General features: G+C 45.7%; 17 protein-coding genes. 6 read left to right on the forward strand and 11 right to left on the reverse strand.

All coding sequences use genetic code 11. From position 1 onward, the window contains the following. The 3 genes from QUA45_RS23315 to QUA45_RS23325 form a co-directional block, all read right to left on the reverse strand. A partial coding sequence (locus tag QUA45_RS23315) for an EF-hand domain-containing protein (protein WP_333222240.1) occupies positions 1-2,141 on the reverse strand: 2,141 nt, incomplete at its 3' end. Between the two features lie 151 nt (positions 2,142-2,292). Beyond that, a complete protein-coding gene (locus QUA45_RS23320; RefSeq protein WP_333222241.1) occupies positions 2,293-2,943 on the reverse strand; it encodes an RNA ligase family protein in 651 nt (216 codons plus the stop codon). Positions 2,944-3,175: 232 nt separating this feature from the next. Next, positions 3,176-4,420, reverse strand: coding sequence for an HhoA/HhoB/HtrA family serine endopeptidase (locus tag QUA45_RS23325; RefSeq protein ID WP_333222242.1), 1,245 nt, complete (start codon positions 4,418-4,420; stop codon positions 3,176-3,178). 177 nt (positions 4,421-4,597) lie between these two features. On the opposite strand from QUA45_RS23325, the gene QUA45_RS23330 reads away from it, so the two are divergent. Next, positions 4,598-4,951, forward strand: coding sequence for a metal-sensing transcriptional repressor (locus QUA45_RS23330; RefSeq protein WP_242723064.1), 354 nt, complete (start codon positions 4,598-4,600; stop codon positions 4,949-4,951). A gap of 302 nt (positions 4,952-5,253) precedes the next feature. Here QUA45_RS23330 and QUA45_RS23335 read toward each other — a convergent pair whose 3' ends face one another. After that, positions 5,254-5,691, reverse strand: coding sequence for a helix-turn-helix domain-containing protein (locus QUA45_RS23335; protein WP_333056815.1), 438 nt, complete (start codon positions 5,689-5,691; stop codon positions 5,254-5,256). A gap of 431 nt (positions 5,692-6,122) precedes the next feature. Here QUA45_RS23335 and QUA45_RS23340 point away from each other — a divergent pair, with 431 nt between their 5' ends. From QUA45_RS23340 to QUA45_RS23360, 5 genes are all read left to right on the forward strand, one after another. Then, the gene (locus tag QUA45_RS23340) at positions 6,123-6,245 is read left to right on the forward strand and encodes a hypothetical protein (RefSeq protein ID WP_333099792.1); all 123 of its coding nucleotides are present in this window, start codon (positions 6,123-6,125) and stop codon (positions 6,243-6,245) included. A gap of 527 nt (positions 6,246-6,772) precedes the next feature. Beyond that, on the forward strand, positions 6,773-7,417 hold the full coding sequence (locus tag QUA45_RS23345; protein ID WP_190734746.1) for a pentapeptide repeat-containing protein: 645 nt from the start codon (positions 6,773-6,775) through the stop codon (positions 7,415-7,417). Positions 7,418-7,677: 260 nt separating this feature from the next. Beyond that, complete coding sequence (locus QUA45_RS23350) at positions 7,678-8,454, forward strand: pentapeptide repeat-containing protein (protein ID WP_333099791.1); 777 nt, start codon at positions 7,678-7,680, stop codon at positions 8,452-8,454. A gap of 179 nt (positions 8,455-8,633) precedes the next feature. Beyond that, on the forward strand, positions 8,634-9,782 hold the full coding sequence (locus QUA45_RS23355; protein ID WP_333222243.1) for an AAA family ATPase: 1,149 nt from the start codon (positions 8,634-8,636) through the stop codon (positions 9,780-9,782). Further along, on the forward strand, positions 9,779-10,387 hold the full coding sequence (locus QUA45_RS23360; RefSeq protein WP_333099789.1) for a DUF4276 family protein: 609 nt from the start codon (positions 9,779-9,781) through the stop codon (positions 10,385-10,387). Before QUA45_RS23355 ends, QUA45_RS23360 begins: the two co-directional genes overlap by 4 nt. Positions 10,388-10,459: 72 nt before the next feature. On the opposite strand, the gene QUA45_RS23365 is transcribed toward QUA45_RS23360, so the two are convergent. The 7 genes from QUA45_RS23365 to QUA45_RS23390 form a co-directional block, all read right to left on the reverse strand. Then, positions 10,460-13,465: a GAF domain-containing protein gene (locus QUA45_RS23365; RefSeq protein WP_333222244.1), complete on the reverse strand. Its 3,006-nt coding sequence runs from the start codon at positions 13,463-13,465 to the stop codon at positions 10,460-10,462. Positions 13,466-13,836: 371 nt separating this feature from the next. Continuing rightward, on the reverse strand, positions 13,837-14,289 hold the full coding sequence (locus QUA45_RS23370; protein WP_333076366.1) for an NADAR family protein: 453 nt from the start codon (positions 14,287-14,289) through the stop codon (positions 13,837-13,839). 662 nt (positions 14,290-14,951) lie between these two features. Next, positions 14,952-15,089: an NAD(P)-binding protein gene (locus tag QUA45_RS29265; RefSeq protein ID WP_445304977.1), complete on the reverse strand. Its 138-nt coding sequence runs from the start codon at positions 15,087-15,089 to the stop codon at positions 14,952-14,954. A gap of 187 nt (positions 15,090-15,276) precedes the next feature. Continuing rightward, on the reverse strand, positions 15,277-15,825 hold the full coding sequence (gene frr / locus QUA45_RS23375) for a ribosome recycling factor (RefSeq protein WP_333034638.1): 549 nt from the start codon (positions 15,823-15,825) through the stop codon (positions 15,277-15,279). Beyond that, complete coding sequence (gene pyrH / locus QUA45_RS23380) at positions 15,812-16,540, reverse strand: UMP kinase (protein ID WP_071884014.1); 729 nt, start codon at positions 16,538-16,540, stop codon at positions 15,812-15,814. The genes frr and pyrH overlap by 14 nt, the downstream gene beginning before the upstream one ends. 131 nt (positions 16,541-16,671) lie before the next feature. Continuing rightward, positions 16,672-17,070, reverse strand: a complete 399-nt coding sequence (msrB, locus tag QUA45_RS23385) for a peptide-methionine (R)-S-oxide reductase MsrB (RefSeq protein ID WP_333222245.1) — start codon at positions 17,068-17,070, stop codon at positions 16,672-16,674. A gap of 90 nt (positions 17,071-17,160) precedes the next feature. Beyond that, a partial coding sequence (locus QUA45_RS23390) for an ATP-binding cassette domain-containing protein (RefSeq protein ID WP_333222246.1) occupies positions 17,161-18,498 on the reverse strand: 1,338 nt, incomplete at its 5' end.

An 18,498-nucleotide genomic window follows, 5' to 3' on the forward strand; every position in this document is an offset into this window, starting at 1 on the left:
CGGTACATCCGATCGGTGGCAATGCTAATGTGTTTGAGGGCTTTGGCTCGTGCTAGCTCAGAGTCAATGCTGGGCCAATAACGAGTGGTGTAGAATGCTTTCTCATCCTTGTGATACCACTCCTCCGATCGCGCAATTGATGAGGAGACAGTATTGTGCAGCTTCCAGAAGAATAAGCGCAGGGAAGCGCCATCTACTACGGTGGACAGCTTCGCCTCCATTGATACCTCAAAGTCATTCAGACGCGGGTCGCGCCCAAGCACGAGGTACTCCACAGGGTACATTTCCACCTCTTTATTCTGCACGACATAGGCGTTGAGGTGGTGGCGGCAGTAGGGGCAGGGATACATAGTGGCAAACAGCTTAAAGAAGTCCTTGAAGATTGCCACCAGAGTTTTTTGCTGTTGGGGGGTCTTGGTAGAGACGATTTCAGCCGTAGTGTGGAAGAAACGCCACACCGCAGGGCCAATATAGTAAGGGAAGCTGACGCGCATTTGTGAATTCTTTACTTCACTGCGATCGATATACACGTCGATGAACGATACGTATTGCGAGAGTTCGCCAGACTCGCGCCCAAACTCCAAGCGTTCGCGCCGTTTCTGTACCCCATTCAGGTAGTTGTGCGTCAAGCGCCATGCCTGTTGAAGCATCAACTTCTGTTTTGGAGCGCATTTGGGAAAGCCTTCTGCAACATCCGCCCCATAGCGCCCAAATTCCCCTGACGCCTTGGTAGCTTCGTACCACTGGTTTAAAGCCGCTTCGTCAGGCACCGTATTGAAGGGGATGTCTGCTGCTGTGCTGACGCTGAAAACAGCTAGCAGCTTCGGCATGAAGTCTTCATACCAATAGGCGACTGGCATCATCGCACCATCGATTTCCTCTGAGGCATCCGAGAGGATGACGCGGTTCCACTTCTTCAGGTACTCTTTTGGATCTCCCTCAGATTTGGCTGGTGGCGGTGCCATTTCCTCACTCAGCTCCATTTTTCTCAATCGGTTGAGTTCGTTGATGGCAAGCACACCCTCGGCGATGTCACGCAAGTTGATACTTTTCTTCTTGAGGGTGATGGCAAACTCGACTCCCGCGGCAAACTTTTCCTTGGCAGTTGCAGACTTACCCCGCGCCTCCAACATGGCTTTTTGTTCTGCCAACATTTCTGGAGTTTTTTCTATAGTCTTCCAGTTTTTGATGCGATCTTGCAGTCTGGCATATTCATCTTCGATCGATTTAACTACTGCATCAAGTACAGGGTTGCACGCCGACTCTACTACACCCAATCCTTTATAAAGCCCGATCGCACATCTGACAAATTGCACAAAATCAGCGATTCTGTAGGGCAAGTTTCTCACGCGCAGGTGAGTCTCGTGGTTGGCGGAAAAGCTCTCGCGGAAGCAGCGGTAGGCTGCTCCCTGGATCAGACGAAACAAACCAATCTGCATCTGCAAGCGGGAGGTACCGCGCTTCTTCTCAGCTTGTGGGTGTTGGGCGAGTAGTTCTTTTAGGCGCGCTATTTCTGGATTGCTATCAGTGGGTGCTTCTTGTAGATTAGGTTCAATAGTGGCAGAAGCTGCCTCATCGATCGCAGTTGCTGTAGTTGCGATCGCAGCGGCTGTACTGTCTGAAATCTCGGTGGTTTGTGTACTGACAACCGGAACCGGCGAGTCTTGATATCCTGTTGTGATCTCTGACTCATCGGGTACGAGTTTGCAGAATTCCTTAAAGTCAATTGAGGCATCGCCGTCATGGTCTACCTCTTTGATGATCTCATCGAGCTCTTGCTCTGTCAGCCCAAACTGGCTCATCACGCCGTGCAGCTCGTCTCTGGTGATTTGACCGCTACCGTTTTCATCAAATACACTAAATGCCATTTTGAGACGACTCTGGCGATCGCCCTGCTGGGACACCATCAGCATTTTGAATTCATCAAAATCGATACTGCCCGACAAGTCTACGTCCACTTCTTTGATCATGTCGCGCAGCTCGGTTTCGTTAGGACTCTGGCCTAGCGATCGCATCACTTGACCCAGTTCTTCTGATGAAATAGCACCGCTCCCGTCCGCGTCAAATACTTTGAAGGCTTCCCATAACTTTGCCACATCTTCTTCAGTCATGGCTTTTTTTTCAAGCTGCACAGATGTCATAACTAAATTTTCCTTTAGTTTTTTATTGGCTGTCTATTGATATGACCAATATACTTTAATTCCTCATGACTTACGCAACGGTATTGTCAACCCAAGGGGATTGCCGATATCTTCCACTTTGGCTTGTGACAGTTGATCTATAAGTTTGATATTACTCCCAGTATTTTTCCCAATCATCCTTAAAAGCTTCCTGCAATCTCTGCATATATGCATCAGTCTTAATCTTCACCATCCACAGATTATTACCATTGCTGCCTCCCTTGCACACAACACCTTCATCCACACCGTATTTCCCCTGGCGAATATCATCCATAAACTTCCCCGTCAGTTTGCCGCGATAAATCACTCGCGCAATATTTAATTTACCAAAATCTTGAATAAACCGATCGGGAACAACCATACCGCCCTCGGTTTCCACATCAAAAATCACCAGTTGTTTGCGATCGTCCTTTTGGTGCATTCCGGCAAACGAGTTAGCACCAAAAAACTCTGTAAACACAGTAATTTCAGCGCAGTGATACTGTTCGTTCTCTCGAAATATAGACTCTAAGGGACTAGCAAAGTCTCTTTTAAATATTTCAGGTGCTGCTTCTAAACCTGGATGTGCAGCATTAAATTCTGCAATTCCCATCTCATCCAAATCAAATCTATTGCGGCGCGTACCAAAAGCATACCAACCAAGTTCAACTTCCCAAACCCAATGCAAATTATTGCCATCGTATTTCTCAAAAGCTATACATTGTTCATTAGGGCAATTTTTACTATCGGGAATTTTGGGATAGGCAAGTTGAACACGTGTCATATAAATCACCACTAATAAAACTGGTTTGTAGTGAGGATTTTAGTCGCTATTAAGCTGTGCTTTAAATTGCATGGTAAAAGAGTTTTTTACTCTTGTGAGGTGGGCAGGAGAGCCCGCACTCAACATACAATTTAATTGCACAAAAGCTTACCTAAAAATATTAAGATTTGACTAAAATCCTCACTACAAACTTTATGTGGTTTTTAACACTTTCCCCCCTTCCCCTTCACTTTTAAAAATCCATAAGTTGAGCAGTTTGAACGGCTACTTCTTTAATCTGGGAACCGCGGCGCACTTTCAGTTTCAGAATTTGACCGATTTTGCTGTTGTCCACCAAACTTTGCAACTGTTCGGCCTCAGTCACTCCCTCACCGTCAATTTGAACTATCACATCGCCTTTGCGAAGGCCTGCTTTCTCAGCAGGGGTGTTGGGCACAACTCGCATTACTAACACTCCCTTAACTTCCGGGACAATCAAAGGAGCATTGGGGTCAGAATTATTCTCTCTGGCCATTTCAGGAGTCAAAGCAATCATCTGAATTCCCAAAAACGGATGGCTGACTTGTTCTCCCTTGGCTAACTGCGCGTAGATGGCCTTAGCTTTGTCGATCGGAATCGCAAAGCCTATACCCATTGCATCAGCTCGAATCGCCGTGTTGATGCCAATCACTTCTCCTCTGCTGTTTAACAGCGGGCCGCCGGAATTGCCGGGATTGATGGCGGCGTCGGTTTGAATGAAATCGAGCCGCTTGTCGGGAATGCCGACGGCTGCACTGGAGCGTTTGAGGGTGCTGATAATGCCCAAGGTGACGGTGTTGTCAAATCCCAGGGGGTTCCCCACGGCGATCGCCCAATCTCCCACTTTCACCGCGTCGGAATCTCCCAAGGTGGCAGTCGGCAAGTCTAATTGCTTAGTATTAATTTTGACAACAGCCAAATCTGTTACTTCGTCAGTACCTTGCACTTCTCCTGGAAATGTCCTGCCGTCGTTTAAGGTGACAGTCACTCGATCGGCTTTGTCAACTACGTGAGCGTTGGTTAAAACAATCCCGCTTTTGTCAATGATGAAGCCGGAACCTTGACCGCGTAAGTGTTCTTGTCTGGGGGTCATGCTGCGTAAATCTTCTCCCAAAAATCTACGGAAGAAGGGGTCTTCCATTAAGGGGTCAAGGTTGCGACTGACAGTGCGCTCGGTATCAATGCGGACAACTGCCGGCCCAACTCGATCGACAGCCGCCGTCACAAAACTGCCGGTATCCCCTGGGAGTTCAGGACTCCGCAGCGCTAACAGTTGCGGATTCGCAGCGGTGGCTGTGGAATTCTGGAACTGTAAGTTGGGCGGATTGCTGCCATCAACGGCGGCAGCGGGTGCAGCATTGATTGTTAAAGCACTCAGGGCGATCGTCATTCCTAAAATTAGTGCGAACCAACGAGCACCAGTTCGAGGTGCGGGGCGAAAAAACTTAAATAGTCGCATAGCGTCAATCTTTGTTAGTCTGGGTTAGTCTGGTAAACGTGTGCGATCGTGTGGACTCAATAATCTGCCACTATGAAGATCCTAAATATATTTTGACAGTTACAATACATGAGTCACCAGCCCGCACCAACTCAACATATTCTGAATTCTAACTTTTAAATTTCCTTCGTAACCCCAATGATTCTATCTGATACTTCTACTGACAAATCCTTGCCCTCAAATTCCCACCACCATCACGACGATAAATCAGCCCACCCTCACCATCACGATGAAGAATCGATGCGGCGGCTGGTAAATCGCTTGTCTCGGATTGAGGGACACGTCCGCGGCATTAAAACAATGGTACAAGAAAACCGTCCCTGTCCAGAAGTTCTCGTGCAAGTTGCTGCGGTTCGAGGCGCGCTCGATCGCGTGGCGAGAATCATTCTTGACGAACATTTAACTGAGTGCATTGCCAGAGCTGCTAAAGAAGGCAATATCGATACGGAAATCGAAGAGTTGAAAGCGGCTTTGGATCGGTTTTTACCTTAGCCTCTGCCAATTTTTACATCCATATAACAAAACCTGCAAATTAGACAAAAGTTGCAAGCTATGATTTATGCCTCCTTTTTTAAGCTAAGCATCTTTCAAAAACGTGGGAAAAAAATCAAATTTTCTCCCCCTCATCCTCATTGCCACAACACATAATTTAGATGCTCTGCAGTTTATGAGAGCGAGTTTTGTTAAAAAAGAATGAGTCTGGTTGGTCGTGACTGCGCAAGTCCTCCAAATCTTCAAAGGCTGATTGCAAACCATTAGATGAGCGGTGATTAATCCGACGTGTTATGAACTGTCTAGACTTTCGTCAGCTTGGCTTTGAGGTGGTATCTGACTGTTGCATAAACCGCTTTATAAGAAGCTTCAATGCTGTATTCCTGCTGCAACCATTCTTGAATTTCTCCATAGCTTTTAAAGCCTTTCTGGGGATCGCTTAGGCGCATTGCCAAACTAGCGCGGGCCAGAGGAGGAATGGCCGGCTTGCGGCCGCCGCTGTGCTTTGTTTCGAGCAGTCCTTCGAGTCCGTCAGAGCGGTACTTTCTCAGCCACCGCTGCACTGTAATTCGATTGACCCCGATTGTCATTGCCAATTCTTTAACTGTTTTAACATGACAAATTTTGAACAGGTAAAGTGCTTGAATTTTTTGAAAGCCGCTTGCCGTTTTTTGTTCAGTTAACAGGTTTTTTAGCTCTTCACTTGTCTCTGTGATGCTAAGTTTACATACTCCAGCCATATCAATTACCTCACGATTCGCGTTCTACAATACATTTTTTTGACAAGGGAGCAAAAGCTGCTCCTATCCTAAATGCTGACCTTTTGTTTGCCCTGAAGCAATACAAAAGTGATCGTTCTCATTAAACTTTTTCCTTCCTGGAGGCACTGGGACGCTCAGAAACCGGATTATTTTAACCTGGAGCAAGGTTGCAACGATTTTTTTTGTAAAAAACCCGGTTTCTGGGTCAGTTTTGTATTTGATGGACAAGCGTCATTGCTAATACTGATAGCCGTTAACCGATCGACAACATTAGCGGCAGTAGGTGACTCTTAAGGAATACCATTTATTCTCTTATTGTTAAACATCTATCATGGTTTTCCTGGTATTTATTGGTATTTTTTGCGAACGTATGAGCGATTTTTAGTCATTAGGTGCTAGCAAACAAGCGAATGTCTGTACACCAGCGATCGCATTTTTATACAGACATTCCCCTATTCCCCGAAGTGCATTTTTGGCATTCGCTTTGCGAAAAATCCTTAGATATCAGCACTCTCATCGGTCAGAGCGGGTAGCGCCGAGTGACGTTGCCACCGACTTTCTTGCGGCGGGCAAGTATCTGTGAAACTACTGGCTTTATCGCCAATTGAGTAAAACACGACGAGAGTGGCATTGTCAATTTCTCAGCATTACAGTATAAGTATCGGCTATTTTTGCCCGCCTGCTGTGATCGAAAGGGTGGTTTCTATGTGATCGTACTAACAGTGCCTTGTGATCTTGGTCACATTGCTACTCAGTAAGCTCAACTACCCACAAAAAGTTATGGGTTTGAGCGGAGTTTCCACGTAGAATCTTGGGGATTTAGTTACGAAGTGCGCTCAAACTTGCTGTTAAAATTTTTAAATATTATTTTTTTCCAAATGGGAAAAATAATGCAGCTTTGTGCTTCACCTCACCAAACCATCTAATTTGTACTCAAACCTTGCATATTGAGGGAAGTTTCAGGCTGGGTGTGAATATTTCAGAATCTAAAATTGCAGAACATCCGGTGCAACCAGCTTGCTGACAGTATTCTTCATTTAAAAGGTGTAGAGAAGCCACAATGAACGTTGACGAACTGCTCAAGCTATACGCAATAGGAGAAAGAAATTTTAGCGGGGTCTACCTGCACGAGGTCTACCTCTACGAAGCAGAATTGATTGGAGCCAATCTGTATGAAGCCGACCTGATTGGAGCCAATCTCAGCAAAGCGAAACTCAACAGAGTCAACTTTGGCAAAGCCAATTTGTGCAAAATTAATTTGAGAAGAGCAGACTTAGGTGGAGCGGACCTCACAGAAGCACTTTTAGTTGAAGCTAACCTGAATCGAGCTGAGTTGATGGGAGCAAACCTCAGCAAAGCAGACTTGAGCGGAGCTTCCCTGATCCAAGCAACTTTAATTGGAGCCAACATATCTCGCGCCACACTTAGCCGTGCAGACTTGCACGGAGTAAATCTTTACGGGGTAAACTTGCGTAGGGCGGTGCTCACAGAATGCGATTTAATTGGCGCAAACTTGAGCAAAGTAGACCTTAGCGGAGCCGACTTAATGGGGGCGAGTTTAATTAGGGCAGACTTGACTGAAGCGATTTTAAGTGCGTCAGACTTAAGCGGAGCAAACCTGTTGGGAGCAAACCTTACAAAAGTTAACCTGAGCGGAGTATATCTTAAGGGTACAACGATGCCCGACGGCACGATTCACGACTAATTTATTTGTTAATTTTTATGGTTGCCGAGAACAGCGGCTAAAGGGTAATGAAGTTTTCATTACCCTAATTTATTGGCAGCGAAGTGTTTATTTGACACTCAGGTAAGGCCGAGAACTTCAATGTAGGGTGCTGATGGCGTACAGAACTCCTAGATAGGGCGAGTCAAAAGATTTGTTGGGTGAACTTGTGTTATGGTGATTTTCAATTGCTTCGAGAAAAGCTATTTTAGATTTAATATTTTGGATTTTGGACGGTTAAAATGAAACTCAGAATCCTCGCTGCTGTAACGCTGCTGAGCTCGATCGCCCCGATCGCTCCTGCACCCGCCGAGAACATCCAACACACGCAACAATTACTCGCCACCCGACAGTGCCCCAACTGCGAACTCAGCAGTGCAGGCTTGGTTTTAGCCAATTTAACAGGAGCCAATCTCAAAGGTGCTGACTTGAGGTTGGCTAACCTCAGCCGAGCCAACCTGACCGGGGCTGACCTCAGCGGTGCGAACCTCAGCGGCACCAGCCTGTTTGGCGTCAACCTGACAGGGGCAAACCTCAGCGGAGCTAACCTCAGCGGTGCTGACTTGAGAAGTGCCTATCTCAGCGACGCCAATTTGCAAGGCGCCAATTTAAATAACGCGCAACTGCTCGGAGTTAGAGGAATGCCAACCAATATAGGCACCGCTGAAGACTTCTACCGCTTGGGAGTGCTGGAAGCTCAAGCAGGAAACTACAGAAACGCCATTGATTATTACAATCAAGCGCTGAATCTGAAATCGGATTTAGCAGCCGTTTATTTTGCGCGCAGTATGTCTCGCGCTGACTTGGGAGACTTCACCGGCGCGACTCAAGACGCCGATCGAGCAAACAAACTCTTTGCAGCTCAAGGAAATCCCCAAGGTCAGGATTTGTCAAAGCAGTTAGCCGAAGCCATTGTTGCGCGTCAAAAGCCTACGGAACCCCGCACGGGCGGCGGTGGCAACTTTATGAGTCTTCTCGGCTCGATCGGTTCTGTGCTGGTGAAGCTAATCTTGCCTTAAAGGCTTGTGAACGACATCGGTCTGCTCCAACGACTTTTCATGCTGCGTCAACCCAAGGGATGCAGACCGTTTCATACACCCATCTGGCTTTACTAAACCTCTAAAGTATCTAAGGCAGATATACTTAGCCTAGTCTCAATATATGTGTCTAGGCTAGTTTCACTATTTAAGGACAGAATATGAATAGATTTGAAAATATATCAGTAAGGGGTTTTCGGCGTCTTCAAAATATTGAGCTTGAGATGAGAAATCTCATCGTCATGATTGGTGCAAACGGAGCCGGAAAAACTTCTTTTTTAGATGTTCTTTCAATACTAGCCGCTTCAGCAAGTGGAAATTTACAGAATTTATTGCAACTTAAAGGTGGCTTAAATGAAATTTTGACCAGAGGTAAAGTACAAGAACTTGAAATTGAAATTTCAATGCAAGTGCCAAAGGAACAACCTTTGAAGTACAGCTTAACATTGTCACCTAAAGGTTTATCTTATGAAGTTAGAGACGAATCTTTAACACAGCAGAGAAATCCCCACAGAGCTGAACCATTCAAGTATATTGAATCACAAGGTTTGGATATTAAATATTCTCAAGAAGAAAGCAGAGGATTTGTGAGACCGAGTTGGGATCACAATCCTCTTGAAACATCCCTTTCTCAAGTTCCTAAAATGTATCGCGAACCAGAGAACCTGAGAAAGAGCCTTGCTTCTTGCACATATTATGGAGCACTCGATGTTTCAGAGAAAAGTCCAATTCGTCTACCTCAAGCAATGCGCCCTGCAAAGTTGCCTGGAGCAAGCGGTGAAAACCTGGTTTCCTGTCTTTATGACCTTCGGGAAACCGATCGAGACAGTTTTGAAATGGTTGAAAATATCATTTCTGCTGCCTTTCCAGATTTCGAGCGATTAAACTTTCCTCCGGTTGCCGCAGGAACTATGTCTATGACTTGGACAGATACGAATTTTCCTCAGCCTTTCTATGTCCATGAGCTATCAGAAGGAACGCTGCGCTTCCTCTGGTTAGTTGCGCTCATGCAAAGTCAAACTTTAACAACTATTACGTTGCTAGATGAACCCGAAGTTAGCCTACACCCGGAACTCTTAAGACACTTAGTTTATCTAATGAGAGAAGCTTCAAAACACACTCAACTGATAGTTGCCACACACTCAGATAGACTCATCAGATTTCTCGATCCAAGCGAGATTTTGGTCTGCGATTTGGAAGAAGGGGAAGCAAAAATGAGGTGGGGTGACACTTTTAACCTGGATAAATGGTTAGAAGATTACAGTCTTGACCAGGTTTGGGAAATGAATGTGATGGGTGGCCGTCCATGAGAATTGCTATTTTGGTTGAAGGTGCTACTGAAATGGCATTTAGAAAGAAGCTTCATGAGTTTCTGCAAAGTCGTTTAGAGCAAAAAATGCCCAGACTAGACTTTAAACCACAACATGGTGGAATTCCCAAGGAAGGGAAACTCAAGAAAATAGTTGAAACTCTCCTCGATAATGATGGCTATGATGCTGTAATTGCACTTACAGACGTTTATACCGGAAAACCGGACTTTAAAGACGCCAATGATGCTAAAGAGAAAATGAGGACATGGGTAGGTAAAAACCCAAAATTCTATCCTCACACAGCATCACATGATTTTGAAGCATGGCTTCTTCCCTACTGGACAACTATCCAGAAGCTAGCGAAACACAACCTTTCTGCTCCTAGCGGTTCGCCTGAAACAGTGAATCATCAAAAGCCACCTTACTATTGGATTAAGGAGATTTTTAGCTCTGGAAAACGCGGAAAAGACTATAACAAAGTGATTGATGGAATGGCTATTTTGAAAAACAACGATCTGATGATTGCGATTCAAGCTTGTCCAGAGCTAAAAGCTTTTGTGAATCGAATTATCTCTCTCTGCGATGAAGAGAAAATAATTTCTTGATGCCCGATGTTATAGTCCCGACTTATTAAAGAAGTCGGGACTCTGGGTGGTGAGTTTTTTAGGTTGTTCTACCTAATTCAGGGGAATCTCGATCCAGAACTCTGTACCATGACCGGGTACAGAAACACACTTTAGTACGCCTTGGTGTTTCTCAACTACAATTTGGTAACTGATAGACAGTCCTAAACCCGTGCCCCGACCTACGGGTTTAGTAGTAAAAAACGGATTAAATATGTGAGAGATTAACTCTTGTGGGATGCCGTGACCATTGTCGGCAATGCAAATTCCTACCGTTTTTTCATTGATTAATTCAGTGCGAATCCGGATGCAAGGGGATGGAAAATCAGGAATCAAACACTCGGTGGTCGCATTTATATCTCCTGACTCGATAGGCAGTATTTGTGAGCTTAAATGTGTTGCCGCTGCACTTGCCGCTTTCAAGGGAAGATTCATCCCTAGATCTTTTTTTCCCATTTCTAGGGCGTCAAGGGCATTACCGATCAGATTCATAAATACTTGATTGAGCGAGCTGGCATAGCATTCTATTAAGGGTAAATTGGCGTATTCTTTAATAATTTCTACGGTGTTGCGATCGGAATTGGCTTTGATCCGGTGCTGCAAAATCAACAGGGTACTGTCGATGCCCTCGTGAATGTCAACGGCTTTTTTCTCGGCTTGATCCGTCCTGGAAAAATTACGCAAAGATACAACTAACTGGCGGATTCGCTCAACTCCGACTGTCATGGAACCCAAAATTTTTGGCAAATCTTCGGCAAGAAATTCGATGTCGATTGCTTCGGAGCACTCGCTAATTTCTGGGTTGGGATTGGGGTAGTGCTGGCGGTAGAGTTCCACCAAGCAGAGCAAATCTTTGGTGTATTCGCTGGCGTGGGACAGATTGCCGTAGATAAAGTTAACGGGGTTATTGATTTCGTGGGCGACTCCGGCCAGAAGTTGTCCGAGACTGGACATTTTTTCGGTTTGAATCAGTTGGGCTTGGGTATTGTGCAGTTCTGTGACTGTTTTAGCTAGCTGTTCGGCTTTTAATCGATCGGCAGTTGCTGCATTGAGACTTTCTTGATAAAGTTCTGCTTGGTGAATGGCTATCGCAGCTTGAGCAGCTAAATGTTGCACCAATTCCTGTTCTGCTGTTTGCCAAACTCTCGGCCCCGAACACTGATGGGCAATCAACAACCCCCACAATTGGGAATCTTTGCCTCTCATCGGCACAATTAAACTTCCTCTCACCTGCAACTCTTCCAAAAATTCGCGGTGACAGGGTGTTAAATCCTCAGTATAAATATCATTAATTGCTCGCACCCGTCCGGCTCCATAAAAGCAGTCTGAGCCTTCGGGAAAGCATTCTTGTGGAGATGTGATACCTAAAATCGACCGCCACTGGCCGCAAACAGCTTCGACAACTACCTCGCCCTGTTTATCTGCTGCAAATTGGTAGATTACCGTGCGATCGGTATCCAACAAAACTCTGACTTCTCGCACAATAGTTTGCAGTATGATTTTTAAATCTAAGGTGCTGCGAATCTGGTCTCTAACTCGCGTCAATACTTTGGCAAAGTCCAAGGATTGTTGCAATTGAGCGGTGCGTTCTTGAACTTGGCGCTCCAAGTTGGCATTCAGGGTTTGCACTTCTTTATAAAGAACGTACTGCCCAATTGCCGAACAAAATTGGCTGCCTATAGCTAAAGCTTGCTCAATTTCCTCGTACTTCCACTCGGGCGACTGACCTTTTTTTATTTCTCGCCAGAGTTCAAAGGATTGTCTGGGAAGGGTTTGTGCCACGCTGCTGTCAAACCGCCCCGCCCACATCTTTTCGGTATCTATTGCATTGCGAAAAATGGTCAAACAGCCGACTACTTGTTGTTGATAGTGGAGGGGAATTACCAGCAAACCCCTAATTTTCGTAGATTGGAAAGCGGGAATTAAAACTCTAAATAGAGGTTCTTTGTATAAGTCAATAATTATCAAAACTGGGAATTGACCCTTAGTAAAAGTTGAAATTTTGGGAAGTTCTTCACTATTTTTAAATCCTTTGGTTAGCCATTCCTGCCAGAGGGGATGAGCTTCGATAGCCTTAACTTTTTCCCAATTGGGAAGTGTCGGTTGTTCTCCTGTGGTGAACAGTTCAAACGTAGCATTACTGTGGGCGGGAGCAGTTGGCAATCCTCCCTCAATCTGGGGAGCGGATAACTTTTCACCGTTGATTTTCGGCAGGTTGAGATAGAGTCTGCCACCGCTGCCACCCAAAGCGGTGACGGTGGCTTCTAAACCTTGCTGCAGTTGAATGTTGACGTGACCGTACAACAGGCCTGCTATGCGGCTCACGGTAGCTTCGCGGGCGGCTTGAGAGCGGGTTTGCTGCAGGAGGAGCGCGTGGGCTATAGCGCTAGACAATTGATCTGATACGAGCTGAACTACTTCTAAATCTGCTGGTGAAATATTGAGGGTCGCAGAGTGGTGAGACACTAAAAGTCCCCACAGTTCGATGTGAATTTTTTGATTATTTCCTGGTTCGTATCGAGTCAGACACGTAGCCGCCTCGCAAATATCTGTTTTGCTGTTTTCCGACGCGATCCTGCGGTGCAAAATCGGCACGACTAAAGAAGATTGCACTCCCATTGCCATCAGGTAAGCTGTGTGGCAAGGATCGAGCGATCGGTAGTGCATCTCTTCCTTTACTAAAGGTTGACCGGTCTCTGCAGCATCTAGGGGACTCGTGACGATCGTTCCTGAGTTAACATCTATTATTGTCCGCTGGCGCAAAGCGACATACATCTCCCTGGCGTTCGCGGGAATGTCGTCTGCTGGAAAGTGCAGTCCTTTCAATGAAGGGAGACGGTTGTTATTAATTGACTCAGCGACAACTTCTCCACTTCCGTCGGCACTAAACCTATAAATCATAATGCGATCTGTTTTCAAAAAAGACCGCACTTCTGCTACCGTACTGGTTAAAATATCTTCTAATTCTAGAGATTGGCGAATGCGTTCTGTTATTCGCCGTATCAAAACTTCTCTGTCTAATTTATAATGTAATTCTTGCGTATTTTCTCTGAGTTGCATAAATCTCCTTTTGTACTTAATACAATGATCGTAAGAAGTTTTGAGGTGCTGCGGTCGCGAGCAAACTCAAATGCCTCACCCTGAGTTTTTGAGTCAACCGATCTGTACAATTAATGGGTAGCGCACTGTTGAGAGGCGACGGTGTATCGCCTCTGGCGCACTGGCGTAAGTAAAATCTGCGATCGCACCGGTTTAATCCTTGCCTTCAACAGGCAGAGCGAGTTAAGCAAATAATAATTATTATTTTAAGGCTCTTATAAATTTCTCGCAATCTTAAACTCTCACTATAAGAATTATTCATTGTTAGGATAACTTGACATTTGTTGTATAACTTCATATAATGATAATTAACGAAAGAATTTGACTCTCTATCAGCGCGCAAGGCGCTGACTAATTTCTTGGCGCACGCTCATCAGAATTTTACCCAAATTATTTTGACCGGTTCGATCGCAGCCACACCCCCAGTAGTAATCCGTTGGCGAATCCTCAACAATCACTCGATCCCCTGTGGCGAGGAGAATCGCTTGAATGTCTGTATGAGTGAGAAACTTAGTTAAAACTGCTTCGCGCATAATGGGAATTTTCACGGCTTCCCAATCAGCGCGAATCCGGTGGTTGGGATCGCGACCTAATTTAGCGGCTTCTTGAGGAGTTGCTACGGCTTGAATCGCCGCCACTAATCTTTTATCAGTGCTGACAAATTTTTGAGCTTGATAGTAATGTTCCACAGTCAACCAATATTGACCGTGCAGAGAAATGTCGTGTAGTGAAAAATTAGAAAAGCAGCCGTAAGGCTCCTCTACTTTATAAAAATAAATTATCATTAGATTTGAGATTTTATATTTTACAGGATGTAAGTAGAATGTAATTATTTAAGCTCGGCCTCAAGCACCTTACCGCGCTCTTAGTAACGTGTAAAACCACTTTTTGCCTCCAAGAGTATTTGAGATTGATTCTATAAGCAGCGCGGGGCTTGTATTAACAAATCCTCGTATCGACTTTATTTAAAATAGCATTTACGCTTTTGAAGCGAGTTTATTGGAAAAAATCGGGTTAAGGAACGAAAAATCTAGGAATCAACTGGCTTTCTGACGAATAGTGCGTAATGCCTATTTTTAAGTTAACGATTAAGAATTGGAAATCAAGAACAAGCAATGGGGATGTAAGAATATTTATTATTCCCTCTTCCTTCCAACACGGCATCAGCTTTTTAAAAGCGCGGTTAGCGAGAGCGGCATCAAGCAGTTCGCCACAGAAAGTTTTGCTCATCAACTGAGTAGGCCTCGGAAATTGGACGCCCGCTCTATAAGCAGCTCCTGTAAACTGATAAAAGGCTCTGGCCAAGCGACTGACCCAAACCATATCAGTGTTGCATTCTTGGGCGATCGATTGAGTGTACGGCTCCTTAGCGTTGTCGGCACCTGCCCGAGCTAGATCGAGCGCCTCAGCAGCCTTAAATCCGCTAACAATGGCAGGACAAATTACCTCACCGGACAGGGGGTCGGCGAGAGTGGCTGTGTCTCCGGCCAGCAGAGAATTTTGCTACAGAACGTCCCTGCTTTGCTAGGCGATAAGCTGCTGTGCTTCCTGCCGGGTCTGCACCGACAATAATGCAATCAAACATTTTGGGTAATGGGTAGCTGGTAATGGGTGATTGGTCATGGGACAGGAGGAATTGGTAAGTTAATGAGTGTTAAATCTTGAGTTTTTAACTCAGAACTCACAAATCATTAAGCGTCTGCTCGTTGTTCGCGGCCGGTTCTCGGCAAACTCAAAACTATTCCTATTCCCCCTGCCAAATTTCCGATTCCCTAAACAGTCGTGATATCTTTCTCTTTCGCTGCCAGAACTTCTTCTATTTTGCCAATGTACTTGTCCGTCAGCTTTTGAATTTTATCTTGCAAGTCCCGGGATTCATCTTTAGAGATATCGCTGCTTTTTTCCTGCTTGCGAATTGAGTCAACGGCATCGCGGCGGATATTGCGAATTGCAACTTTACCTTCTTCAGCAAACTTCCCGGCCATCTTGACAAATTCTTGGCGTCTGTCGCTCGTCAGCGGCGGAATGTTCAAGCGAATAACTGAACCGTCGTTGTTGGGAACGAGTCCTACATCGGACAGGGAAATTGCTTTTTCGATCGAGTTGAGCGCTGTACGATCGAACGGTTGAATGGTAATCGTAGTCGCATCCGGGGTGCCGATGTTGGCAAGGGATTTGATCGGAGTTGGAGAGCCGTAGTAGTCTACCATGACTCGATCGAGGAGAGAGGCGTTGGCCCGTCCCGTCCGAATAGTATTAAAAGACCGTTGAGTAGCCTCAACTGCCTTTTGCATATGATCTTCTGCGTCAGCTAACTTCACAAAAACCTCCGACAAGAGTTCCAATAGATTCTCCCATTACAGCTCGGTAGATGTTGCCCGACACCGAGAGGTCAAATACCATAATAGGAATATTATTTTCTTTGCAAAGGGCGATCGCCGTACTGTCCATCACCCGCAAATCTTGATTCAAGACGTGGGCATAGGTGAGGGTTTGATACCTGCGCGCGTTGGGGTTGAGGTGGGGGTCGGAATCGTACACCCCATCTACCTTAGTAGCTTTAAAAATCACCTCTGCATCAATTTCAGCCGCCCGCAAAGCGGCTGTAGTATCAGTAGTAAAAAAAGGGTTGCCAGAACCGGCACCAAAAATCACTACTCGTTTTTTTTCGAGGTGGCGAATTGCCCGCCGCCGGATGTAGGGTTCAGCTACTTCTTGCATGGCGATCGCCGATTGCACCCTCGTTGGCACTCCTGCTTGTTCCAGGGCATCCTGCAAAGTGATAGCATTCATCACCGTAGCAATCATGCCCACATAATCAGCCGTTGCCCGATCCATCCCTGCCGAAGCAGCTTTCACCCCGCGAAAAATGTTGCCGCCACCGACAACAATCGCGATTTGAATGCCTTGGGACACGACTTTGGCCACTTCCTGGGCGATCGACTGAACGACTACCGGATCGATGCCGTAGCCCAAGCTGCCCATCAGCGCTTCACCGCTGAGCTTCAGCAAAACTCGCTGATAAACCATCCCCATGCCGCCACTATTTTTTTACTCTTTTTGCCTCCACCATAAGATAGCAGTACGGGTGCATTTTGAACATCAATTACCCAGAACAGACCCAAAAGCCTGTTCCAGAACACTTGACTGAGAACGGTAGACTAAATTTAATCTTTGGGGACGAAATTAAGAGCTGCAGAATTCATGCAGTAACGTTGACCAGTAGGTTTGGGCCCGTCGTTAAATACGTGACCGAGATGAGCGTCGCAAACAGCGCACAGTACCTCTGTTCGGCGCATGAACAAGGTGTTATCCGACTCGCACTTGACATTTTCTTCGCTAACGGGAGCGTAGAAACTCGGCCAACCGGTACCGGAATCGTACTTTGTTTCTGATTTAAATAGCTCAGTGCCGCAGCAAATACACTTATAAGTTCCTGGTTTTTTGTTGTCGTGATATTCGCCACTAAAAGCTCTTTCCGTTCCTTTTTTGCGGGTGACTTTAAACTGTTCGGGCGTGAGTTGTTGTTGCCATTCTGCGTCGGTTTTTTGAACTTTCTGAGTCATGATTTGATGTTGGGTTAAGAGGTATTTAGCTGTTGAGTGTTGACGGTTAACTGTTGAGTGTTGACGGTTAACTGTATATTGCTAGTTAACTCAGCCTTCCATTAATATTAACTTAATTGGCTCGATATGAACATACCAGGGAAAAGGATTGTCCTTAATAGCCCTCCACTTTTCCTTGAAAACTTCGGCTTGCAAGTGATAATCTTGGGAATCATTGGGAGGCGAGTGCAATTTGAGATATAATGTCACCCGGTGCGGAGTTTCCACAGTCGAGGCGATCCAACAAGCAAAAGTATTTTCTCGATCGCACTCGCTAACAAAACTCAGTTGATGAGCCCGAATTCCCACAGAAACTAGAGATTTGGGAATTAATTCGACTACAGTCAGAGTACAGCCCCAGTCGATCGCCTCCACGAGAGTTACGGAGATAGGTTTAGCTGCTGAGAAATTCTTGCAGCCCGTCAACTGGGCGACAGTGAAATTGCCAGGGCGATCGAAAATGTTCTGTTTTGTATCAAAGGCGATCGGTCTTCCCTCGGCCAACACCAACAGATTTTTGCACACCCGGTAAACTTCCTCTAAATTGTGGCTGACAAACAAAGTAATGCCGCGATAATTAGCCAGAGTCTGCATTAACTCGCGTTCCAGTTGACTGCGTAAGTGAGTATCCAAAGCAGAAAACGGTTCGTCTAACAGCAGCAAATCGGGAGAAGGGGCGATCGCCCTAGCCAAAGCCACCCGCTGCTGTTGGCCGCCCGAAAGTTCGTGCGGGTAGCGGTTTTCCAGTCCCGACATTTGCACCGAAATTAGCTGTTCTTTTACCCGAAGTTTTTGCTCGCTTTCAGATAAATGCTGCAAGCCAAATGCAATATTTTGAGCAACAGTCAGGTGAGGAAATAAAGCATAGTTTTGAAACAAAAAACCGATGCGGCGGTCTTTAGAAGCTACATTAATGCCCTGTGCTGAGTCAAATAAAACCCTGCCATTGACTGCAATTGTACCGATCCTGGGAGTTTCCAAACCGGCGATGCAGCGCAGAGTCATGCTTTTGCCGGAACCCGACGCGCCCAAAATTCCCAGCACTTCCGGGCCGATATCGAAGCCGACATCCAAGGCAAAGCTGGAGAGAGGTTTAAAAATGCTTAAACAAAGTCCGCTTTCCGGTTGTTGTTGGGATTTTGTGGTAAAAGTAGACGCGACTTTAGGAAGATTTGATTGCAGTCTTTGGCTCGAATTCTGTTTGGGCGATATCTTTTGTAAATCAGTCCAAAAATTAACAGCAGTTAGCACGCTCAAAGAAAGACTCAGAATAATCAAAACCCAAATAGCAGCTTGCCTCATATCCCCAGCTTCCACAGCAAAATAAATTGCCATCGGGATAGTTTGAGTTTGTCCGGGAATATTCCCCGCTAACATCAACGTCGCGCC

Source organism: Microcoleus sp. Pol12A5 (assembly GCF_036701435.1).
Classification (GTDB): Bacteria; Cyanobacteriota; Cyanobacteriia; order Cyanobacteriales; family Microcoleaceae; genus Microcoleus.